This window comes from Rheinheimera oceanensis (genome assembly GCF_018831085.1).
GTDB classification, from domain to species: Bacteria; Pseudomonadota; Gammaproteobacteria; order Enterobacterales; family Alteromonadaceae; genus Alishewanella; species Alishewanella oceanensis.
This window is the reverse complement of the sequence record NZ_JAGPNM010000001.1, coordinates 941,253-964,913: the sequence shown is the minus strand read 5'-3', so window position 1 is coordinate 964,913 and position 23,661 is coordinate 941,253. Positions and strand designations below refer to the sequence as shown.

Annotated in this window: 14 protein-coding genes; 4 read left to right on the top strand and 10 right to left on the bottom strand. The window is 42.9% G+C overall.

Annotation, left to right across the window (positions count from 1 at the left end; translation table 11 throughout):
* Window positions 1-12: 12 nt before the first annotated feature.
* The 4 genes from J3B89_RS04405 to J3B89_RS04390 form a co-directional block, all read right to left on the bottom strand.
* Entirely contained in the window at window positions 13-3,612 is a 3,600-nt protein-coding gene (locus tag J3B89_RS04405) for a tyrosine-type recombinase/integrase (RefSeq protein ID WP_215396270.1), read from the bottom strand.
* Window positions 3,609-6,095 carry a hypothetical protein gene (locus J3B89_RS04400; protein WP_215396269.1) on the bottom strand — a complete coding sequence of 829 codons (2,487 nt, stop codon included), beginning with the start codon at window positions 6,093-6,095 and terminating at the stop codon, window positions 3,609-3,611. The genes J3B89_RS04405 and J3B89_RS04400 overlap by 4 nt, the downstream gene beginning before the upstream one ends.
* Window positions 6,092-6,598, bottom strand: coding sequence for a hypothetical protein (locus J3B89_RS04395; protein ID WP_215396268.1), 507 nt, complete (start codon window positions 6,596-6,598; stop codon window positions 6,092-6,094). Before J3B89_RS04395 ends, J3B89_RS04400 begins: the two co-directional genes overlap by 4 nt.
* Window positions 6,599-6,730: 132 nt before the next feature.
* Complete coding sequence (locus J3B89_RS04390; RefSeq protein WP_215396267.1) at window positions 6,731-6,940, bottom strand: helix-turn-helix domain-containing protein; 210 nt, start codon at window positions 6,938-6,940, stop codon at window positions 6,731-6,733.
* A 228-nt stretch (window positions 6,941-7,168) separates the two neighbouring features.
* On the opposite strand from J3B89_RS04390, the gene J3B89_RS04385 reads away from it, so the two are divergent.
* The 3 genes from J3B89_RS04385 to J3B89_RS04375 all read left to right on the top strand — a co-directional run bounded on the left by J3B89_RS04385 (window position 7,169) and on the right by J3B89_RS04375 (window position 11,291).
* Entirely contained in the window at window positions 7,169-7,939 is a 771-nt protein-coding gene (locus J3B89_RS04385) for a type IV toxin-antitoxin system AbiEi family antitoxin (RefSeq protein ID WP_215396266.1), read from the top strand.
* A 4-nt stretch (window positions 7,940-7,943) separates the two neighbouring features.
* Window positions 7,944-8,858 (top strand): nucleotidyl transferase AbiEii/AbiGii toxin family protein, encoded by a 915-nt coding sequence (locus J3B89_RS04380; protein ID WP_215396265.1) that lies wholly within the window; start codon window positions 7,944-7,946, stop codon window positions 8,856-8,858.
* 78 nt (window positions 8,859-8,936) lie between these two features.
* Window positions 8,937-11,291 (top strand): TOTE conflict system archaeo-eukaryotic primase domain-containing protein, encoded by a 2,355-nt coding sequence (locus J3B89_RS04375; RefSeq protein WP_215396264.1) that lies wholly within the window; start codon window positions 8,937-8,939, stop codon window positions 11,289-11,291.
* A 103-nt stretch (window positions 11,292-11,394) separates the two neighbouring features.
* On the opposite strand, the gene J3B89_RS04370 is transcribed toward J3B89_RS04375, so the two are convergent.
* Together J3B89_RS04370 and J3B89_RS04365 are read right to left on the bottom strand one after the other, a co-directional pair.
* The gene (locus J3B89_RS04370; protein ID WP_215396263.1) at window positions 11,395-12,705 is read right to left on the bottom strand and encodes a type II toxin-antitoxin system HipA family toxin; all 1,311 of its coding nucleotides are present in this window, start codon (window positions 12,703-12,705) and stop codon (window positions 11,395-11,397) included.
* 3 nt (window positions 12,706-12,708) lie between these two features.
* Window positions 12,709-12,966: a helix-turn-helix domain-containing protein gene (locus J3B89_RS04365; RefSeq protein WP_215396262.1), complete on the bottom strand. Its 258-nt coding sequence runs from the start codon at window positions 12,964-12,966 to the stop codon at window positions 12,709-12,711.
* A gap of 920 nt (window positions 12,967-13,886) precedes the next feature.
* On the opposite strand from J3B89_RS04365, the gene J3B89_RS04360 reads away from it, so the two are divergent.
* A protein-coding gene (locus tag J3B89_RS04360; protein ID WP_215396261.1) for an IS3 family transposase occupies window positions 13,887-14,962 on the top strand; the annotation gives its coding sequence in 2 pieces (ribosomal slippage) (window positions 13,887-14,136 and window positions 14,136-14,962; 1,077 coding nt in all).
* A 112-nt stretch (window positions 14,963-15,074) separates the two neighbouring features.
* Here the strand turns inward: J3B89_RS04360 and J3B89_RS04355 are convergent.
* Genes J3B89_RS04355 through J3B89_RS04340 form a run of 4 tightly spaced genes read right to left on the bottom strand, consistent with a single transcriptional unit; the run spans window position 15,075 to window position 22,348 of the window.
* Complete coding sequence (locus tag J3B89_RS04355) at window positions 15,075-15,587, bottom strand: hypothetical protein (RefSeq protein WP_215396260.1); 513 nt, start codon at window positions 15,585-15,587, stop codon at window positions 15,075-15,077.
* The gene (locus J3B89_RS04350; RefSeq protein WP_215396259.1) at window positions 15,584-20,221 is read right to left on the bottom strand and encodes an RHS repeat domain-containing protein; all 4,638 of its coding nucleotides are present in this window, start codon (window positions 20,219-20,221) and stop codon (window positions 15,584-15,586) included. Before J3B89_RS04350 ends, J3B89_RS04355 begins: the two co-directional genes overlap by 4 nt.
* A gap of 2 nt (window positions 20,222-20,223) precedes the next feature.
* Entirely contained in the window at window positions 20,224-20,715 is a 492-nt protein-coding gene (locus tag J3B89_RS04345; protein ID WP_215396258.1) for a hypothetical protein, read from the bottom strand.
* Window positions 20,708-22,348 (bottom strand): alpha-amylase family glycosyl hydrolase, encoded by a 1,641-nt coding sequence (locus J3B89_RS04340; RefSeq protein ID WP_215768295.1) that lies wholly within the window; start codon window positions 22,346-22,348, stop codon window positions 20,708-20,710. The genes J3B89_RS04345 and J3B89_RS04340 overlap by 8 nt, the downstream gene beginning before the upstream one ends.
* Window positions 22,349-23,661: the final 1,313 nt, after the last annotated feature.

The window sequence follows — 23,661 nt, the reverse complement described above, 5'->3', positions numbered from 1 at the left end:
CATTATCACGTTTTACGGCTTTTTTCTGGGGCCTTTCGGCTTTTGGTCGTAAGCTGGTAGCTCATCAACATCCCGGTTATGTGAGTCATTAATGTCATCTCCAACGTAACTCTCAATGTCTGCGTAAGTGCTCTCGATACCGTTTGGAATGACATTATCTAGGTCGTCGATACTGATTCCCATGCTACTTAGCAGCATGTCGTCTGTAAGCGTCAATAAGTCATCACCATTAGGTCTGCTTGGTTCTTGCACAATATTTTGTGTTGGCTCTGCTTGTTTTAGGTCTTTATGTGACACTGCTATAGGCTTTTCCAATGAGTTGAAGTAAAAATAAATGGCTGACATACCAATATAAAGCCCGTGGTCGCCTTGTCGATTGTCACTATTATGTGATGTGGTAGCCCTTAGCGTTAGTGCCGCATAGCCTTTGCCTTTTGTATCTGAATAGACAATATGGTTGATTTTCGGCGTAATGCTAAAATCAGCCGGCTTTTGCCATGTGCTGTAAAAGTCCGCTCGGTCTGAGCTATCTAAAGGCGCTTTGTGAAGTAGATCGATATTGATGTAATACCTGGCAGGCAACCGTTTCATCAAGGGGGCGATTTGCAAGACAAATCGCCACAGGTCATCTGGATGCCTGAACTGACAGTTGTTCCACGATATCACTCTATCCATCACAATATAATGCGCGATATTTAATACAGCGTTTTGCTCTTCTTCTTGCAAAGTATTAAACGCTTGGATGATCAGCTTGGCTGTTTTTGATGCGTAACCTTTTCCCGACCATCGCGGCAGCTCGTATCGGATTATTTTCGAAGTGTAGGTGCTGCCCGTAAATTTGTTTTTTTGTTGTCTTAGAGCCCGGTTCGTTCTCACCAGTCGTGTTTTTAATGAATTAACCGCATTTATGAATTGCCCGGGATTAACAAAGTGCTGTTCTGCCCACTGATGCTGTTGAGTTGGGTGCTTTAGCAGGGAGTCGGGTGTCATGTTCTCATCGTTGATGTAGTAGTCATCGTTTTCATTCTCTTCTGATGTGGGCGCTTTAAACAGCTGTGTAGTAATGTAAAACTTATACAGCACCTGATAAAAATCGTGTACGTCGTTGGCATCAGTTTTTACTGCTGTTTGTATTGCTGCAATGTCTGCATCAGCTTCTGGTGACGAGTTAACAGGCAATGATGAACACCAGGGGGAGATAGCTTGCTGTAACATCACTATTAGCCCGTGTTTGTCTTTTTGGTCGAAAAATGTTCTGCGATGCAATCCGAGAAGTTTTGCGATTGCATCTTGATCAAGCGAATAATGGCGCCACGCTTCTGCTGACTGACACCAGTGTAATGAGTGCAGGTAATGTAGCAATGTCATTGATGGACTTGAGTGTCCAGCCATTACACTTATGGCATGTAATTCACCTCGAATGGCATTGTCAGGCGCTTGATTAAAGTAATGCTGACGAGCTTTCTCTAAATGCAGCATGACGTCATGTTGCAGCAAAGGCTTTAGTGGGTGTGTGTTTTGATACTTGTGCTGCTGCCAATACCAGAATGTCCAGGTAACAAAACTGTGTCGTAGCCTGTGATATCTGAAGGCAGCGTCTTGTGTAATCAGCTTGAGTTGCTCAACTAAAGGACGAAATACCGTATCGGCATCGGCAGGCTTGCCCGGTGAGTTGGTGCAAAATACATATAGGCTTGGCTCACTTTGTTGGCGCAACGTAAAGAATTCATTGAGCCACTCGATCTCACTCTCATTTAAAAGTTTACCAAGGGGGAGTCGCCGCTCTGCGGCTTTACTTTTGAGCTGTCGTTGCTCAAAAGGCCTTACAAGGAGCTCAGTCAGAGGTGAAATACTAACGTTAGTTACACCAGGTGTTTGCATGTCTGAAGCACGAAGAAAGAGTGCTTCACGTCGTCGTAACCCGCACCTAAAGCCCAAAACTAACAATATTAACGGTATATAATCTGATGCGGGTTCAAGTGATAACTTCGCGCGTTTAAGTAATATTTCACAGGCTTGCTGATACTCATAAGGTAGCAAGATATTGGCATCAACCATTGAAGGCTTTATTTTGCCGCCTTGCATGACGATTGTAGAACAAACATAACTGGGCTCGATGTTATAGACTTTCTCGAGAAACAAATGAAAGTCTCGCAGAATTTTGGCACGCATCAGCTGTGAGTTTTTGCTTGGACCTTCATCGATGATTTCCAAATAGTATTCATCAAGATCTGCGATGTCCCAAGGCTGCTGATTTAGCAGTGCTTGCTTTGACAGCTTTTGGATAATGTCATGGCCAGCAAAGGTATCCGCCATGGGAATGAAGATATGGCTGAGGTAAGTAACAATAGATTTGGGTTTAAGTTTGCCAGACCATTTATTTTGTGACACCAGGCGCATAGCTGCCCACTCAATGAGCAACCTGGTGACAGGTAGCAATACGAAGTTCGGATTTGCGGCTATTGCTAAAAGAGATTGTGACAATTCTCTTAGCGACTTTGTCACGATAACATCTGTTATTTTTTCTGAAGTGTGCTGACTGTGCGAGTGATAATCTGACAGCGCTTGTTTCACTAACTTAATTGCTACTTTGCAATCTGTGATAGCCCGGTCAAGGTGTTTATCTTGATGTTGTGCAAGAGCTTGTTGTGCACTCGTACTTGGTGCAAGTTTGATGTCGTCAACCTTATCTTCATTCTTAACCTCATCCTCGTTGACTCGTATGGGATTATAATAACCAACTAAGCGGGTGAAGCCGCTCTTCGTTAGCGACATGTTAGGCTCTTCGCCGGTTGCCACATTTAAATGACAAGGCGTATGAGTAATGGATAAGCGTGATTTAAGCGTGCTGAGAAGCTTCTTTTTACGCAAAGAGGCTACCGACTTGCAGCGAGACTTTCTGAGGAAGTAACGTATACAGGTTAGCCATCGTAAATTCAGAACTAACGGATCGTTTTGCCAGTTACTGTCATGGCGTAATTGAAAATATCTGGGCAGCAGCGCACTGCTAACGGGATCCGGTATCCATTGATATTGCTCCTTTGCCTTACCGCTGAGCTCAAACCAGGTAATGTTGTGATGCTGTACTGGAGCAGTTTGACGTAGACTTTCAAATAGACTGCTCAGCAAGTCTATTCGCAATAAGTTGCCGAACCTCGCAGCTGTGTATAGTAGTTGCCCCAAATAAAACTCGGCTTGCTGAACAGATCCCGGTTGAACACTTCGGGCGGGATAACCAAAATCCGGATTACAAAGCAGCTTCCGATCTAGCGCATCAATGTCAGGCAGATAGTGGCTGTAAAGCTGACGTAGTGGTGGTTTAGGGCGCCTGATGAGCACCGGATTCTTAATGGGAAAGACATCGTTGAGTTTGCTGCGGTTAGTCAGCAGATAGTTATTTAGTTGGTGAATGAGGTTGTTGGCCTGCTTAGCGGCTGCAGGTTTACCAAATTCATCACGCGCAAGCTCTTTGTTGTTGTGTAACTGCCAAAAAATATCACGATAATGCTCTCTATTTATCTGAACAAAGTCGTCAGATACGTCTCTTGCTTTGGTTTTCGTGGCCTTTAGAATGACGTCTTGTAAGTAACTGTCTAAATCAAAAAACTTCATATCCGCACCCCTGTTAATACTTGAATACCAAGGGATGTAACCAGCTCATTTAAACATGGGAGCAAGGTTTGCCGCACGTCTTCGAGTGAGAGGGTTGCATGCGGATGCCACAGTGTTTCCCCGAGATTGGCGTGGCCGAGTAGCGCATCAATACACATAGCGGGAACTGCTTTTCTTTCCAGCTCTGAGCGCAACAACTTCCGATTACTGTTAGGCGGCAAGTTGAAATGAGGCTGTAACTCCTGGCTCAACAGGCTTGGTTTAAACGGCATAATCGCCACTTTGTAACGGTTATCGAGGTTTTGCGTATTGGTAAAAAAGAAGGGGGTAGGGCAGTTTGCTGCATGCCACTGGGTTAACATGCCAATACGATGCAGGCGTCCGGCTATTGCCTCTATGTGTTCCTTGTACGCCTTGGCAATTTTGATAGCAACAGGATGAAGCGGAATGGTTCGAGTATGGTATTCATCAGCGCTGTCTTTGTCCCGAACCACAGCAACGCGTGCCTCGAGTAACATATCAGCGTAGTTTATAAAACCACTATGGGTAGGCCTGATACCAGTAAGTAAACCTTGTGCCACAACACAATAAGCGGTAAACCGGTTGTGAAACCGCACCCAATCAGGGCTGAGATCGTTCTTACTTAGTGTAGCTAAATCGTTTTTTAATCCGTCTAGTGATGTGCGGTAACTTGCCAGGGTTGGAGCTTGCCGACACCCTAGAACAGAGTCTTGCTTAATGGACTCGCTGTTAGCAAAAGCCGCGGTTTCGATACCGGCATCGCTTAATATCTGTATCACCAATTGCCGATAGCGCTGCTCAAGTACTGAAGCGGATAGCGAGGTGTAATAGAGTCTGGCCTGGCTGCCCGGCGCAGGCCGGTTAAACATTAATGTGGCGCATGCGGAGCCAAACATTGCACAGGCTTTTATGAATAAATGATTGGCCAATTGTTGGGGTGTTATGTGTAGATTTTCATAATCAGGTAAAAAATTTTGAAAATCAGAGTTTTGTCTACAAAACTCTCCTAACTCTAAAAACTTTCCGAACCCAGGATAATTGCGCTCGTAGCCTATTAGTGAGTTGAGTAGTATTTCAGGCATGGGTAAAAAGAGAGCTGGTCTTACTGAGCTATCTTGCAGGGACTTGTTATCCAATATAGATGCTGGCGCAATAGAATTGGCGTATTGAATCGTAAATGCCGGTAATTTTATTGTTGCAGTCTCACTGCTAAAATCTGATGCGCTGTCATAAGTTATTTGTTCCGGTTTTCTGGCTGTGAAAAAGCAAATGCAGGCGACTAATGCGGCCTCGATTGTTTTCCAGTTGTCTGTTTCTTTTTGAGTCGATATTAGCAACTGATGTACTTGTGAATTGGACAAGCACTGCAGTGATGTACTTAAATACTGATGCTGTCGCTCTATCCTGCGCATAATGGCTTTGGACAAGCGCCGGGCATGAAACGCAGCTACGTAGGACTCCATCGGTTCTTGATCGGCAAAAATATACATTTCATCTTGCTGCTGCTCAAAAACCTCCTCACCGGCCTGAACCAGTTCATCCTCTAACTGCACCTGAACAACTGAATAAAGCACATTTTTATCGTCAGTCTCCTCAGGTAGTGTTTCGAGCTGAACAATAACATCGCCTTCCAACGCGGTTACGCCATACAGTGGAACCAGCGTCGACGGTAGCTGCTCTGCAGGACCTCGGGTTGTAGTGGTGCGGCGTTGTTTTCGATGTCCTAGCGGTATTTCAAGAATTTTTATGCATTTTGAAATTTCATGATAAAGCGCTATAGCTTTTAATTTGACATCCTTACTGGATTTGAGGCCTTTTGCTTTTAAGTCAGTAAAACTTAAATTGTGCCTGCGCCGGAAGTAATATCGGTATTCATATAACCAGCCAACGAAAGACTTCAAATTGTTGCACTGAGAACAGTTTTTTTCTGAGAGCCATTCAAGCGCTTCTTCCCGCTCAGTCATCTGCCTGAAAAAAAGGCCCAAGAAAACAGGTTCGTATGGTATCAATCGCTCTTCGTCTGACGTTCTGTCTTTGATGATTTGAGGAATGGCAAATAATACTTGGCGGAGCCACCTAAAGAAATTTGCATTGACATTGTTAATAAGAAAATAAATAGCGTAGAACGGATAGTCCTCTAGTTCTCCGTGGAAGATTTTCTCAAGCTTTGTTTCATCTGTTGGTCTGAAACAGATCTTCGAACGTTCTGATTCTTGTATAGACTCAATCAATTTTTGTGAGAGCGCTAATGATTTATGAGTAAATGAAACTGTCTCTCCATTCACGCTAATATCTTCAAGCCAGCCTTCGGAGAATGTACTTATAAAATTTGTTAAAACTGCGTGTAGGTATTTTAAATCTGTTGGTGTGTGAAGATAACGCAAGAGCTCAGCATATTCGAGTTGGTCGCCATCGACGATGCCGAGTTCTTTTAAAGCATCATCATACTCGGTATGACTCATTTTTCTCTTACCTTGCCGCTAGGGCGGTCTACCATGCGTCTTACCGATTGATATTTTGGAAAATGCTTAGTTACGTCTGACGCCAAATTTTCCTTTATAGATGCCAGCTGAGCGCCCACTTTAGTCCCAAGAGAAAATAGCAAAGCACTGCCGGCAATATCGCAAGTTGCCATGTTGTTTATCGCTTGAGAGCTTAGGTTTGTATGCTCAATAACCGGAATTATATTAAGCAGTTTTTTAGTAGCGTTGTCACTGCTCTTTACGGTGTGAAAAACACAAAGCAATTCGTACTGGCGTAGCCCAGCTATCACGTAGTAGCTGGTGGTTTCAGTAGCATGTTTTACTACGTGAATAGGATAGAGCTGTAACAGCTTATCTAAACCGGCTGGACTGAAATCATTAATCTGGCCAGAGTACATAAGTTGAGCAGTGGCTTTTAATGTATCAGCCAACTTTGGATAAATGCCGCTTATTTGGTCAAATGTTATGGTGATTAGTTGCATGCCCAGCTGTCCTTGGCAGAGCACATGTATCATGCATGTGCTTGATTTCATTGCCAGAGGATTTACCAAGGTTCGGGAAAAATCAATATGAATTTAGCGCTGGATACGTTTCATTGGTTCTTTTGGTAGTTTTCAGTTTTCGTTATGTTGGTATTTAGGCTGCTCATCCAGCCATTTGTCTAAGTCTTCTTTCAGATAGCGGATAGAGCGACCAATTTTGATAAACGGCGGAGCTGGCGTGCGATTAGCTCTATTGCCCTCCATCCTTGATTGGCGCAGATAAGAGCGGCTCATACCAATGTATTCAGCTGTTTCGATTTCAGTAAAGACACGCTTATCCATTTTGCAATTCTCTGTATTCAATTCGACACTATGGACAGCAGGTTAGTCCATCTTTTCAGCGCACAGCATCAAGAGTATAGACTCTTTGGTTTATAAAACTTTAAATATGCGCCGTTAATTGGCGTGAAAATTAAAATAAATGAACCCGCATTAATTGTATGGTTTGCAATAATTAATATGTGCGGCAATAATTAACGTATATTTTTATTTTTACAAACCTTGGGGCCAATGCTAAACATAGAGGCTAGAAAGCAGCTGCAGACATTGTTGCCGATAGGAATGCTGGCAACAAAGCCCTGGCTTGAAGCGCAGGGCTTGAACCTGCATTTTCTGGATAATGCTGTTCGCAGTAGCACTTTAACACCGTTGACTGCAGGTGTTTATGTTAGGGAGGGAATAGTCAGTTGGCAGGGTGTTGTGGCATCTTTGCAGCGAATGACAGACTCCCCTGTGCATGTTAGCGCTTTGTCAGCGCTGGAGCTGGAAGGCGCAGCGCACTATGTAGTTGGTTCAACCTCACCTCGTATTACGTTATGTAGTGAAAAAGCACTACCAAGGTGGCTGAATAGAATTGCTGTGGCTGCTGAATTTGAATGGCAGGGTACTCGCAGGCTTTGGGCCAAAAATATCATGTCGGATAGCAACTTCATAAGAGAGCACAGCTGGCAAGCACCCTTACCGGGTCTTTACTATTCTTGTCCGGAAAAGGCCATATTGGAGTTATTACTACAGGTACCTGATGCAATCAGCTTTGAGCATGCCGACCAACTGATGCAGGGGATGCACAATTTGTCGCCGCGCAAATTGGATAAGCTATTAAGGGGCTGTCTAAACGTTAAAGTAAAGCGGCTGTTTTTTTGGCTTGCCCATAGGCACCAGCATGCTTGGCTGAAACATCTTAGTAATGATGATTATGCGCTAGGTACAGGCAAACGCATGATTGCAAAAAGTGGCCGGTACGAGTCAACTTGGCAGATAACTGTGCCTAAGGACATGTAATACTATGGATAGGCAAAGCGTTTATTACCGACAAGTCCAGCTTTTGTTGCGAATCATCCCTTATGTCGCCAAGCATGACTGTTTTGCGTTAAAAGGCGGTACCGCTATCAATTTATTTGTCCGTGATTTTCCACGGTTATCGGTTGATATTGATTTGGTGTTCTTACCCATGATGGAAAGAGATGACGCCTTAACCTCGATTAAAACCAATTTGAATACCTTGGCATCGAGCATTGAGACCAGGCTCCCGGTGCGAGTTGTACGTGCTTTTGAGGAAAAAGCAGATGCATTGCGTTTGTTGGTTGAGCGTAATGGTATCCAGATTAAAATTGAGTTATCACCTGTTCTGCGTGGTACGGTGTATGAACCGAAGATCCACTCTGTCAGCGAAGCTGTCGAAGCTGAATTTGGTTACGCAGAGATGGCGGTTGTCAGTTTTGCTGACTTGTACGCGGGGAAAATCTGCGCGGCGCTGGATCGCCAACATCCCCGAGATCTATTTGATGTGAAACAGTTGTTGGATAACGAGGGTATAGATGAGCAGCTTCGCAAAGCCCTGCTGGTATACATAATTAGCCATCCTCGTCCAATTGCTGAATTACTGCGGCCTAATTTTAAAGACATTTCCGGGCTTTACAACGGTGAGTTTAAAACCATGGCTGAACAAGAGGTTTCGCGAGCCGAATTGGAAACTGCCCGTGTTCAGTTGGTTGATAACATCCACTCCTTGTTGACGCTACAGGATAGACAGTTTTTGCTGTCGTTTAAAAGGCTACAACCTGATTGGACCTTGCTGGATATTGATGGCATTGATCAATTGCCAGCCGTGCGATGGAAAATGCATAACTTATCGAAAATGACAGCCATTAAACATGCTGAAGCCTGCGATAGGTTGAGTAGCATCTTGGGGGTTGCTTAAATGCGGTCGAGGTCTGTATCGCTTCCCCGAATTGATCTTACATGCTGTACATGAGTGCTGAGGAGGTTGGATTCTGTAATGTCTACAAATCAAGCTGATGTTAGACACTTCACAAGTGTTGCCGTTATTGAAGCCAGACTGACAGAAATTGAGTATGAAAGACGTGCTTTACTGGCTCTCAAAGAAGAATTGCTCAAGTTAACCTCAAACGACGATAATGGCTCCAATTTAACTCCAAAGCAGAAGATTGCTCTTTTTCGAGACCTATTCCGTGGCCGTCAGGATATTTTCGCTAATCGTTGGCAAAACCAACAAGGTCGGGCAGGTTACTCTGTCGCCTGCAACAACGAATGGGTGCAGGGAATTTGTAATAAGCCGCGCATAAAATGCATGGACTGCCATCACCGGCAATTCAGTGAGTTGAATGACCAGGTTATTTACCGCCATCTTGCAGGTCAACAAGTGGTTGGTTTGTATCCGTTGCTCCAAGACAATACTTGCTATTTGTTGGCTGTCGATTTTGACAAAGGCCATTGGCAAGAGGAAGTTAAGGCAATCGCAAAAGTCTGCGTGGATTTGGCTATCCCCCACGTAATTGAAATATCCCGCTCCGGGCAGGGAGCACACCTTTGGATCTTTTTTGAAGATAGGTTACCAGCGACTGAGGCTCGGTTGCTGGGGTTTGCACTGCTCGATAGAGCTATGGAAATCTTTCCTAACCTGTCATTTGATTCCTATGACAGATTATTCCCGAATCAGGATGTGTTACCAGAGGGCGGTTTTGGCAATTTAATTGCGTTACCGCTGCAGCGTGAAGCCAGACAAGCAGGTAACAGCTCATTTGTTGATGCAGAACTGAAATTGATAGAAGATCAGTGGCAGCACTTGGCGCAAATAAGACGTCTTAAACAACAAGAGTTAACCAAACTACTCAGCCAGCTATCCTCAAATACGCTGCTGCAAAAAGAGCAACAAGTGCCTGATAGTCGCCCGCCTTGGGAAACTAGCGCAAAATCTGGTCCATTGCTCCTAGATAATCCACCAACGCAGCTGACGGTTACATTGGCTGACAGAGTTTATTTTGAGCTGAGTACGCTACCCAATTTACTGGCGGCACGACTAAAACGCTTTGCCAGCTTTTCTAATCCAGTGTTTTTTAAAACTCAGGCACTACGTTTTTCAACTAATGGTATCCCGAGATTTATTTCGTGTGCACGTATGGAACAGGGCTATCTATCGCTGCCAAGAGGCTGTCTGGATGAGGCAATTACTTTGCTTACTGAGAGCAAAATTGCCGTGCTCATTGATGACAAGCGTACGATAGGTGAAAAGCTTGTCGGTCTAAAACCGTTAATGACGCTTAGACCGAACCAGAAAGTTGCAGTTAAGGAGATGGCCAAACACGATACTGGTACCTTGCATGCCCCCACTGCATTTGGCAAAACGGTAACGGCGATTGGTATTATCGTGAAGCGCAAAGTAAATACTTTAATTCTGGTACATAGCCGTCAGTTGCTGGAGCAATGGCAGGAGCGCCTACGCTCATTTCTACCTGAAACCGAAATAGGTGTGATCGCTGGTGGCAAAAGAAAGCCTACGGGTGTAATTGATATCGCGACATATCAAAGTTTAATCAACATGAAAGACAACACCGTTCTGCCGTTGGTGCAGGATTACGGCCACGTTATAGTGGACGAATGCCATCATGTTTCAGCGCCGCGCTTTGAAATGGTGTTAAACGAGGTTAGAGCGAAATATGTGCTGGGTCTGACAGCAACGCCAGATAGACAAGATGGCCATCAGAAAATTATCTTTATGGCGGCCGGTCCGATCAGGCATAAAGTCAAATCACAGACGGAGGAGCAGTTTGAGCAGGAGGTGCGTGTGCATCAGCTACACGATGCCGAATCACCGTCAGTTTTGCTAGCACAAGAGCGCCCCAAAGTTGCGGACGTGTACCGTGTAATTATGGAGAATGAAAGGCGCACTAATCGCATTGTGGAAGACGTCGTGCAAAGTGTTAGCGAGAATCGGCATCCACTGGTTTTAACTGAGCGGCGTGAACATGCGCAACAGATCTATCGGCTGCTGAAAGAACAAGGAATTGATTCGGTAATGCTTACTGGCGCGATGAGATCTACTGAGCGCAAAAGTGCTAATGAGCGCTTACCCACAGCAAAAGTGGTGGTGGCAACCGGTAAATATGTTGGCGAAGGTTTTGACTTGCCCAGATTAGATACCTTATTTCTTGCCATGCCTATTGCCTGGAAGGGCGCTTTAGCGCAGTACGCTGGCAGGATCCATCGTGAAGTTGACGGTAAAACCCTGGTGACCATCCATGATTACGTTGATAGTGCTATTCCAATGCTACAGCGTATGTTTGCCAAGCGAGAGAAAAGTTATAAGGCAATGGGGTACAAAGTGGCCGTTTAGCTGATAGTGGTATGTAACTTCGGCATACACGAAACGCTGTCTCGGTATGTATTGTATAGTAGCACAGCTTCACCCGAGCCTACCCCTTCAAGTAAGGCTTGTATTAAAGCCTTGCTCTTAAGATCTTTTCTGCCTGTTGTGACAATCCCGCGAATATCGCCGAGCTAATATGCTCAGGGAAGTTAGCTGGGAGCTGTGATGCAACTTGTCTTATCACGAGTTTTGTATTTCCTGCCATATCACGCATGATTTCGGCGGCCCGTTGAACAGAGAAACCAACATGTGCAGCGGTACTGATAAAATGACGAGGCTGGATCATTGTGTAGTGGTAATGCCGATTTTTACCCTGTAGTGCCATCGCCATCTTTGCTTTCTTTTCCTGGATACTGCCTGATACAAATAGTGGGTGAGCAGATATGACATCGTACAAGGGCGTCATTCGATAGGATGAACCCGCTTCGATATAGATGCTGAAATTTTTGCCATGCCCATCTATGGCTGCCAATAACCAAAACAATACTTGTGATTTAAAAAACTGTTCCCGATCCTGAGATGCCAAGCGCGAGCCTAACAACAAGCTCATGGCATCCTCAATACCCGGGCCACCGTCGGCCTGATATTTTAACGCCGGGGCGATCCCCAAAGCCTGACAGAAATCCTCTTGGGGTAATCTCATCAACCAGAGAGCATTTTGAGCCCAGCGTCGGTCAAAACGTTCTACAACCAACGCCTTCTTTTCGCCGAATGTTTTGATTTCAGCATTTGCCGTATCGAAACCAAAGGCTTTGGCAATTTGCAGGCATAGCCACTCATTTTCACAGCTTTCTGACAAATCGATGTTGTGATGAATGAGCCTGCCGATTGGTAGTTTAAAGATGTGGCTGGTTGGGGTACTGCCTTGTGGCCGCTGCCATTGGCCCTGATGCCAGAGTAATGCCGTCTTCTCCTGAGCCCCTGCTAATGAGATACGAAAATCCGTCTCTTCGGTCATGCCAAGTGGTGAGACTTGGTAGCCGGCCAAAATCTCTTCAATCTTTGCATCCGCTAACGGCGTTGCAGTGATTTCTGTTACCGGAGGGATAGTCGCAAGTGGTGGATAAAGCTGGATGGCACCAATGCAATCACGGCCGATGCTGGCTAGTAAATCGAATGGATGCGATGTTTCGACTTTAAACCTCGCTTGCATTCGCGCAATTATGGCATCAGAATCTGGCAGAAGGTTTTGGAAGAAGTTAAAGACCTTAGGGCCCCGATGTCGCTCTGCCCTTAATGGTAATGATAATGATATTGGACGGGCCTCGGTGTCGGATAACCATGCAGTGTCGTATTGAAACGACAGAGCGCCATCGCCATCGCGGTATAAAGTACCGACTATCTCTGCATTCATTGCGACAATCAGGGTTTTAACTCTCATGCCTTACCATTCTCGTTTGTTGGCGTTGTCCGAGTGGTCATTCTTTTGTGCCCCCCGGGCAGTGACATGCAATTCTAGGTCAAGCGCCGCAAGTATTTTAAACAGCGTCTCAATCTTGGTAGATTCGGGCTTAAGTTCAAAATCGGATACGGTGGTTTGCTTGATACCAACCAAGTCGGCAGTGTCCTTCTGTGTTTTCTGGCAAGCCTTGCGTTGATTACGTACAGCATTCGCCAACGCAGTCGGTGACGTTACCCTCATTCTCCACCTCATTGTCTTTTGATATGCCTAACCGCTTCAGGGGATAAAGCAATATTAACCCCTTTAGGGGGTATTGGCAAGTTAACCCCTGTGGGGGATATTATAGTGGAAATTGGCCCATTTTATTCTAAGTCGGTTAAAGCTCGTCTCGTGCTTTCTTTTACTCTTCAAACTGCTCCATTTTGGGCTGGGTTTTTGGCGCAGTTCCGCCAAAACTGCGCCAACTCGTATAGCGTTGAAGAGATCAGTGATGAAGGTTCACCTGAGCCAACTTCTAAACCTGTCGCACAAATTGTCCCCGTTTGAATTACTCAATCGTCTTAGTTCAAAGCATCACGAGTGGAGTCCCTGTTTGCATGCTTAATCGCATTCAAACGGGAACAATTTGCACGCCACCTCTACAACTCGGCGCTGTGTGAACCTATCACCACCTAAGTGGTGCAGGTGTCAAAAAATCAAAACATTCAAGTGCAACAATTGTGACCAAAATTTGCGTGATCAACGTGCTTTAAACGTTCTAAATTGGATTTCGCTTAATTTATTTGAACTGGTTAGCTTGACTAAAAGCGTTGTTTTATATATGTTTTTGTGGTAAGTTCATATTCTATACTGGGTTCGTACCTCTGACCTCCGGAGGCAGAGGTCATAGGTTCGAACCTATCGGGTGCGCCATAAACAAAACAACCACCGCAGGGTGGTTTTTTTGTTTATGCTGTCATTTTAAGCATATCATGAACTTTATAGAGCAAATAAAATCAATTACATATGTTTTTTAAAGCATAAATTGAACTCTCAAGTTTAAACCATAAAGTGAACTTTTTTAAGCTGATAAAAGCTGTCTTGCCGTGACCTCTCCCCCGATTTTAAAACCATGACATTGATGAGATTTCCAATAAAATGGAACCAATGGAGATCTCAAAATGAAAAAGCGTTATACCGAAGAACAAATCATCAAAGCCATCAAGCAGCATGAAGCCGGAGCAAAGGTCGATGACATTTGCCGCGACATGGGCGTGTCTGTTGGGACGTTCTACAACTGGCGTAGCAAGTATGCCGGATTGGAAGTGAACGAAGCTAAGCGGCTGAAAGAGCTTGAAGCCGAGAATAATAAGCTTAAAAAGATGCTGGCTGACAAGATGTTGGAAGTTGAAGCTATGAAGGATGTGCTGTCAAAAAAGTGGTGACGCCAGCGGCAAGGAAACCTGTTGCTCAACATCTGATTGACGCATTTCACCTGAATGAACGGGTGGCCTGTAAGCTGGCGGGGATAAGCCGAACGGCGTTTCGCTATAAGCCTAAAACAAGCTCAGATAGCAGCCTTAGACAGCGCTTAAAAGCGCTGGCAACGCAATATCCACGTTATGGCTATCTGATGTTGCATGGCTTGCTGCGGGGCGAAGGCTGGGTGAAGAATCGTAAACGCACGTATCGGCTTTACACCGAAGAAGGCTTACAGGTTCGGACGAAGAAACGCAAAAAGCTGACCCGGCCGCGACAGCCGATTGAAGTACCAACCGCCCCTAACCAGCGTTGGTCAATGGACTTTGTGTCTGACCAACTTAGTAACGGCAGACGCTTTCGAGTGCTGAATGTGGTGGATGACTATTCGCGAGAAATGGTTGGCCAATTAGTTCAAGTGTCTATCAGTGGCAGGCAGGTAGCCAGATTCCTGAGTCTGCTGATTGAACAACGTGGTAAACCTGGCAAGGTGGTCTGTGACAATGGAACCGAATTTACCAGCAAGGCTATGTTCTTCTGGAGTAAAGAAACAGGCGTCACATTAGGTTTTATTCAGCCGGGTAAACCAACACAGAATGCCTTTGTTGAAAGCCTAAACGGTAAATTCAGGAACGAATGCCTGAACCAGCATTGGTTCAGAACACTGGATGAAGCCAGATATGAAATTGAGTTATGGCGTGAGCATTACAACAATGTAAGACCGCATAGCTCACAGAATTACATGTCGCCTGTTGAATATGCAAAACAGGCAGCATAAGCTGGAAAATCTCATCACGGGATTGGTATTAATTCCGGGGAAAGGTCATTTGGGTTAAAAAAGGACACCGGTTTATGGATGTCCTATATTTTGTTCTCTCGTAACAATTAAATTAAGATGCAGCGTATAGATGCTTAATAAATATTTTGAATTGCTCATCAGCTTCAGGGAATGCTTGTAAGGCAGTGTTAACATTTAAATAAATGTCGTCAATATGGTCACTTAATTGTTTGTCGAAAACCAACACCCAATATCCATCATTGAACCACGCACACCATCTCTGGCTATCGTCAAATATGTAAAATGAAATCATCGCGTTTTTGGAACAGAAACGAGAGAATTCTTCCCAACTAACGCCGAAAGTTTCATTTAGTCTCACTGTTTCACCAGTAGACTTATACACCCTCTCAAAATCTTCAGCTGCAATTACTCGAGAACAACCTACGCTATTCGACAATTTAACTAACGTTTTCTCGAATACTTCTTGAGACATCCAATATTCATCATCCTTCCGCATTATGAAGCTTGTGTAACCTTCTGCAGGCCTCACTTCAGGGAAGCTAATTGGCTCAATCAGTTTTGAGTTTACTGATTTTATAAGATTGTTTATCTGATCTCGTTTCAAGAGCTGGTTTCCTCTGGATATCTAATCTTAACTTCTGTTTTTCCGTTCGGGTTTTGTATTTCTAATGTTGATGTTCCTTTGGGATACGAATCACCGCCTCCACTGGGATGCACATTCACCTTACGACCGTCTTCCAAAGTACCTCCAGTTCTTGTGCCGTCAGGTGATGTCCACTCTGTTCCCGGAACTAAGGGTAACTTCCCTAAATCCGATAAAGCGCCTTCTTTACCTCCAGCCCCTTCAAGTTGGCCTTTTTCTCCAGCCTCTCCTTTTGCCTTTTCTTTTCCTTCTTTGACCTCTCCAACGGCCTTATCTGATGGAGACTCACTGAGTGCATTCTGGGCAAGGATTACTCCGATAACAACAGCCTCAACAACTTTCTGAGCAACAGCTGCACACCCCGCAGCTATTGGTGGTACGGCACATGCAACAGCAGCTCGCCCGTCTGGGTCTACAAACTTATATGGATTATTATTTGCGTAAGCATACCGATTAAACATCATCGGGTTGCTGGCAGTAAAGCCTACCGGGTCGTTTGAATAAAACCGCCCGATAAGTGGGTCATAGTACCGCTGCTGCATGTAAGTTAACTGTATGTCGTTATCTTCTAAATGCCCGGTATAGCCAGGCGAATCATCACTCGTTGGTACATCGCTTCCCTTTGCAATCAACTTGTCACCCAGGTAAAAATATTCCGTCAGGCCTTTATCGCCCTCTGTCATCAGTAACTGGCCTGTCACGCTATATAAACTGTATTGCGATTTTCCGTTACTAACCTTGTTAACTCTGCGGTTGTAACCATCGTACCAATAGGTGTAACCAGAGGACCCTATTAGTTGATTCGCAAGGTTAAAGCTAAAAGAACGCTGGCCATTACTGGTTACGTTCCCACGGTTATCGTAAACAAAAGTTCTGCTCACGCCGCCACTAATCCCAGTTAAACGGTTGTTGGTATAAGCATACGTTAGGCTCTGATTTCCAAGCGTTTTTTGGGTTATATTACCTGTACTGTCATAATCAAAACTGCCATTACCCCAAAAGCCTACTGCCGTGTCTAACCGGTCCAAGTCATCGTAAGTCAGGCTGATATTTTTCGATGGCGTGATAAGGTCGCTTATCGTATCGATATTATGGTTGTTGTCATACTGGTAACGATGATTCAACACATTAGCACTGCTGCGTTTTACTGTTTGGTACTCAGGCCGTTGCTGACTGTCCAGTAGTTGGCTGAAACTTAAGCCATTACCATAGGTGAAACCCTTTAACTGGCCATTGGGGTAGTAAGTGGCTGCAGTTGCGTAGCTACCAACCGTTGTTGGCTGGCCAAGAGCATTTGGCGCAAAATTTACGCTTTTTCCGGATGGATAGATTAAGCTGTTAACGTGCCCTAACGTGTTGTAGGTGCGGTCAATCGACCAAACTTTTTGAGTTTGGTAACCTGTACGAAGGGTAAAAGTTTCTGTTTCTACAAGATTCTCGCTATTGTAAGTGTAATTCCAAACAGCACCTTGGGCAGCAAGTGTTTTGAGGTTACCTTGATTGTCATAGGTATAAATCTTATCAGCTGTGCTATCATAATAATCTTTTAAACGTAGTGTACCAAGATTGTCATAACTATAAACTACCTTTTGAATTGATGTTACAGAATCTGCGTTACAAGCTGTTGCTCCGCCAGAAGCGCCTTGCGCTACCCAAACTGGTTGCCCTAATGCGTTATAGCTATAAGCGGTATGTCCTACATCCGGACGTACCAGGCGGCATAGCCGTTGCTGGGAGTCATAGATGCGGCTCTCGGAAATACCACCCTGCGCGACAGTCGTAACATTATCAAATAAGTTATAACTTATATCGGTGGTAACCCCATGAGGTTGCTCAATTAAACGTGGTAAAGATTGGCTTGGGATACCAAATGCGCGATAAGTCGTAGTAGTGATATTGCCACGAGCATCGGTAGTCTTCATCTGATTATTATCAAAATAATCATAATCTACCCCGGTGCCATCAACCGTATTGAACTCTCTTTTCAAGCGACTTAAAGCGTCGTACGCAAATTCTGTACCTTTTGTTTCGCCGCTATATGTACTTGGATAAGAAATAAATGTAGGCAAATTATCAATGTTAAATTGCTGAACAACATAGCGACTGGTCCCTGTAGCGTCACTATTATCCCATTCCTGGGTCAATATTGGTCGTAACAATCCATCAAATGTAATTTTTTTTCGATAATTTCCCCGACTGATAGTTTGAGTGAAATAGCCAGATGAGGTGGTATAACTAATATTGGTAGGACTCCAATAGCCATCAGAAGGAGTAACTGTTATTAAACGCCGCAAGGCATCGTACCGATAGATCGTTGTATTACCGTTAAAGTCCGTTATTTTTGTAATATTACCATCATTGTCCACAGTTCTTGACGCGCTTATAGGGCATCCTGAAATGGAATTACATCCCTCTGAATAACGTTTTGGTACTTCAACTATTTGCGCGAGGCCACGTTTGTAGCTGAGGAGTTCAACGAAACGGTATGAAGTGCTGTTGTTCTCAAGAGGGCTGTTAAATTCAACCCGTTTAGGCAGACCATAACTATGATAAAGGCTGGTTCGGGTAACCCATTCACCAAATACTTTTTTCTCATAAGGAAGTTTGAGGCTTTGATATAAACCTGTATTAGAAAAGTCATGATACGTTGTTTCATCAGTAGTTGTATAGTTAACGCCGTTGCTGCTTATTTCTTTTTTCCTTGGAAGGCCAAGGATCCAATATGAAATCTCATGAAGATAAGTGTTTCTAATAAAACGTGTTTCATTACTGGTATTGCTATACTCTTCTATATCCAAGGCAAAACCGAAATCATCATAATTGCTGAATTCAGTAGTAAACGAGTCCTCACCACGCTTATAGACCTGCTTGCTTAGATTAATACGATATTCATCAATCTTTGTGCTTTGATACTGAATTAAATCAAAGCAATTACCGCCACTGCAATTCATTGGCTCACGATACCAAGCATCTCCTACCTTATTACCTACTGAGAAATAGCTTTCTTGACGCTCTTCTAAATTGCCTTCTTTAGATAAAATATCCACGGCAAGAACCTTGCCATAATAATTTGATTTATAATCTCTATTAATAAATAACCTTTTAATATTCTCAGGTCCGTTTATTGTAGTAGTCATTACATCAGTCCTATTAGGAACTGACTCAGGAAGTTCACCACTGAAATTTATATCAAACCCAGAATGTCGGGAATTAGCCTTAAAACCGAAACTATTTGGTCCTTCTTCTGAATACTTACCTGTATTCTGTGAGTAACTATAGTTCCATGTTTTTGTCGAGATACCGGGCCCGGTGACAGTTTTCTTAACAAGAGCAGCGTTCGCATCACAGCTCACATTGGAAAAACGAGCGTAATCTTTCAAGTACGTTTTAAACGGTTGAACATTTGGATCGACATTTGTTCTCCCGAAGTATGTGTCTTTTGTGGTGTAGTTTATTGTTAAGCCACTGGGTGTAACAACTGTGAAATTTCTTAAACTGTTGGGATCTTGAACGAAACACGTACCCTCTTTGTAGGTTACACCATTAAAAATTGATGTATTGCTAACTTTCCTTCCTGGCAGTTGACTGTATAAAGAGTAACTGTAATCCCATTTTCTGCCATCTGGCAAAACTACCTCTTTTAATCTTCCTGCTAAATATCCTGACCCACTGAAGTAAATATATGACCATGTATTACCATTTACTATAACTTTATCAACCCAAGTGTTGCCATCGTCATTGTATATCAACTCTATTTTTCGACCGCCACTACTTTCAATTGAAGACAGCCGGGGCGCACCATTAATCTTTATATAACGGTAGTTAACTGTATTTCCGAACTTATCCTTTACCTGCGTCACAAGAATCTTTTTTATATATGGTGTTTCCGTGGCTACGGTACCCACGTTTTTGTTTCTATTAATAGAATAGTTAAATGTGTAACTTGTACCGTCAGGCCCTTTAACTACGATACCCTCATCTGTACTATTGGCTGACGTTGTACATGATGATATACCGTAATTTGATTTCGTGACTTGTCCATTTACAAAAACATTAGAAAGAGTTGTATCATTAAGAAATTTTTCTGTCACTTTACCTGGGATATGTAGGAGTTTACCGCTCCAATAAGACTTAGGATTAAGATAGTATGAGTTTTGTTGTCCACTAATGTAGATATCTTGAAAGCTGCCTGAGCAAACTTTGCCGTGATGCCAACCACCTTCTGCTTGTTGACTGTAACCACCTTCGGTGTAATGTCCCAAGATGTATGGAACTTCAGCACTCCACATGCCAAATTCCCCATTCCCTAAATTAGAATTATGGGCAATTGATAAAGTTCTTCTAAGTTCAACACTTAGCCCTGAATTTCCTGGAATGGAGACATCTGTAACAGAAAATGAAACTAAGCCCGTTATCGGGTCATAACTATCTCCTAAATCATTAGTAACATTCATTTTCTCAAAATGACTTAGCGGCTCAGTTGTAAATTCAATTTCAGGGTGAGACGAGTAATCTTGATTCGCTTCAACAGAGAAAAAACCAACTTTGAGCAGGCACAGAATTAGCACGCTACTTGCAATATTTTTATTTTTCATTGTTAATCCTGTTTCTTGCCAAAAGGCATATAGTAGTATCTTTTAATTACATTTCCAGAATTATCTGATTCAGCTATAGTTGAGCCCAGAATATCCGTATGAATATATATCACATGACCATGCCCAGCAGCCGGAGCAGGAGATATATTTGTCGTCGTAGAACCTGCAATCAAGTAAATACCACCGCTCCCATAGCATTTGAAATAATGCACGACATATTCATACGTTGTATTCATTGGTGCAACAACTGGAACATTAATATTTATGTACTTTTGCGAGGCATAGTAGATATCTATAGTTTTTGTATAAGTTCCGTTTATGTGTTCTTTCAAATAGTATGAAACTTGATTTGTTGGACAGTGTGTTGATGCATCGTTCGTCCAGCTAACCCTTATTTGCCCCGGGGTATGAATAGCCGACGCTGCAGCATGTGCACCAAAGATCAGAAAAGCTGGCGAAATTAATAAAGATATTTTAATTATTTTTTTAATCATTGTATTTCCTTATCAAAATAAATTCGCCAGGAAGAACTTTAAAAACTTCATTCGCGTAAAAAAATTCATCATTTTGAATATTTTTATAACTTCCAGGTGGCAACATGCTTACATTGAAATCCTGGGGTAACTCCACGTCCGGATTGATTATTGCAAAGTAAGATTTATTTTTTGAAAATATTGAATAAACTATAAATGATTCGTTTGAAAGATCTAGGCTTATATCAATATCATGGTCATCATATACTTTTGCAAGTTGTCTTAATCTTATGCTTGAATTTATATACTCGAATAGGTTTTTATTAACCTCCCGATTAGACTTCCATAGCAAGTAATCCTCGCGAATAATCTCCGGTAGATAATTTTTTATTGGATCTGCAATATTATCATCACTCCAAATCATCGCATCACGATAAAACAAATCACTTTCCTGACTAAAGCCAGTTTGTCCGTTCTCCTCTCCATAATATAATGAAATTTGGAAAGGTGACGTAAGTAACAGAGAATAAGCAAGCTTCAATTTATTTAGATTGTCTATGTTAATCCTAGGCAGGTCATGATTCTGATAAAATACGTACTGTTTTGACATTGGTATTTCTGATGAAGATAAATATTGGTATAGTTTCTTAATCTCTGCAACTCTACCTTTTTTCGATATCTCATCATTATTTATCAAATCTAAGACGAACGGACCAAATTCGAAGTTATATAGGTAGTCCAAAATTTTATCGCTACAAAAATACAGGTTTTGAACCTCAGTCGAGGCAAAAACTTCGCCTATGAAGAAAGAGTCTTGACTTATACTTTTGATATAATTATTAAAAAAATTCAAAAGCATTAGTGTTTCTTTAGTATCTCGCTGCCCTTCTAAACTGCCTGTTTCAATCAAATACCTTGCAGCATCAATCCGAAATCCTTTAACACCTTTATTAATCCAGAAGCGAAAAATATTCTTGAATTCGTCTACAACCTTTGGGTTTTCAAAATTGAGATCAGGACTGTGGTAACCAAATACTCCGTAGTAATAGCCATTGCGCTCTTTTTTTGTATGAAATACAGACAAAGGGTCTGAATGGTCGCCCCACGGCTTTCCGTATGAGGGGGTAGGGACATCTTGCCATATGTAGTAATCGGCATACTGCGATTGAGTACCAAGCGCCCCTAAAAACCACGGGTGCTGATCAGATGTGTGATTAATAGGGATATCTAGAATTATTTCAATTCCCTTTTTCCTTGCGCTTTCAATCAATACATCAAAATCTTGCATTGTACCGTACTTAGATTCTATTGAACGGTAATCACTTACTTCATACCCATGATATGCAGGAGACGAGAATATTGGACTCAGTTGCAATCTAGAAACGCCTAACGTCTTTAAATAATCTAGCTTTTCTACAATACCGTTAATGTCGCCCACACCATCACTGTTCGAATCCCTAAATGCTGACACCCAGATTTTGTATAGGAGGTTCCGATTCCCTGTAGATGGCATTGCCTGAAATGTAGCCTTAGGTTCATTAACATTTTGGACTGATGAATTTGCACTCGGTAACAGCTTTTCGTAATGCGTGTACAAAATGATAATTGCTACAATCACGACGATTGCTAGTATAATTTTGGTCCGCGACGTCACGTACCACCTCCATTCTGTTAACCCAATAACCACACATTTATAATCTTTACTTGCGAACATCGTAAAATCAAGTAAAACTTTCTATTTTTTTGAGCTTTTTATTAAATTTATAAACATTTATTGTTCGTTCACATAGTTGCTTGATCAGATGGTAAAAAAGAGTTTCTGTACGATTTGATGTAGGCCCCAACAGCGATTTAGCAAGAGGAAGCCTGCTCTTACTGGGCTTTGAGTTTACTTTCTATGTATTTTTTGTTACCAGTTGAAACCCATTTGTCCTAAGCATCTAATTTAGATTTATAGTTATCTAATGTTTCCGCAGTAGCATAAACAACTAACGCATCTATTTTTTGCATGTTTTATATCAACCTTAGACAGCGTTATTACGTCAGTACCTTGTTCTTACAGGTATCTCTTCGTGGTTGAGTACTCATTAAATACAGTTCTCAGTGTGCCGTTTTCCACATGAAATTAGGGACTGTCTTTCCTAATCTTCTTAAACTTAGGCTTTATCGAACATATCTCAGGGATTGGCTACTGCAAACTAAAGTACCGTCAGGGGACAGCTATGTCATTACACCGAACCGGCTGCAGCCTCAGTATAGTCCAGTAGAGCCTGACGAGGGCGGGTCATAGATATTACGTGCATACACCATGAGGGTATACTCAACTGTGGCCGTAGCCTTCTTTCAATTATGAAAATACCCTCAAATCAACGGCTAGAACTATCAGCTTGCATCATGGTACCGTTGTAGTAAATGGCATAAATTGGAAAGCTGTTATAGTTTATATTTAGAGGCTTTTGCCACATTTGGTGAATTGTTAGACACGCGTATCCCAGCGGAAAAATGTTCTGCAGAGAAGAGGAGCAGCTGCGTAACTGAGGTCACAAACGTTAAAGTAATGCTGTCGATAAGCGAACTTGACACAGTTTGGCCTCCGGCTAATCTGAATAGCAGTTATACGCAATTTTATCGAAGGTTTACTTTGAAGACTGTAAAGCTATTCTCCCATGGTGGGAGCCAAGCATTGCGTATCAAGCCGCCATTGGTGCAGGCGGGTGATTATGGCTTGGCCTAGGTAGCAAATGCCTTTTAACTTGGTAGTAATAAATCCGTCGTAATAGTCAGTGCTGATTTGGCCGGTTTCGGTGTCTATTTCAACATCATAATGCGGCCTGATGGTTTGCTCTTTGCGCTTGCAGAACACGCCGCCCATTAAGGTAACAAAGCTTTTCCAGTTACTATCGGTCCTCTGGCAAGAGTCATTCGCAAGGTATCACTGTTTCACTTTAAGATGCTCAAAGTTTCCTT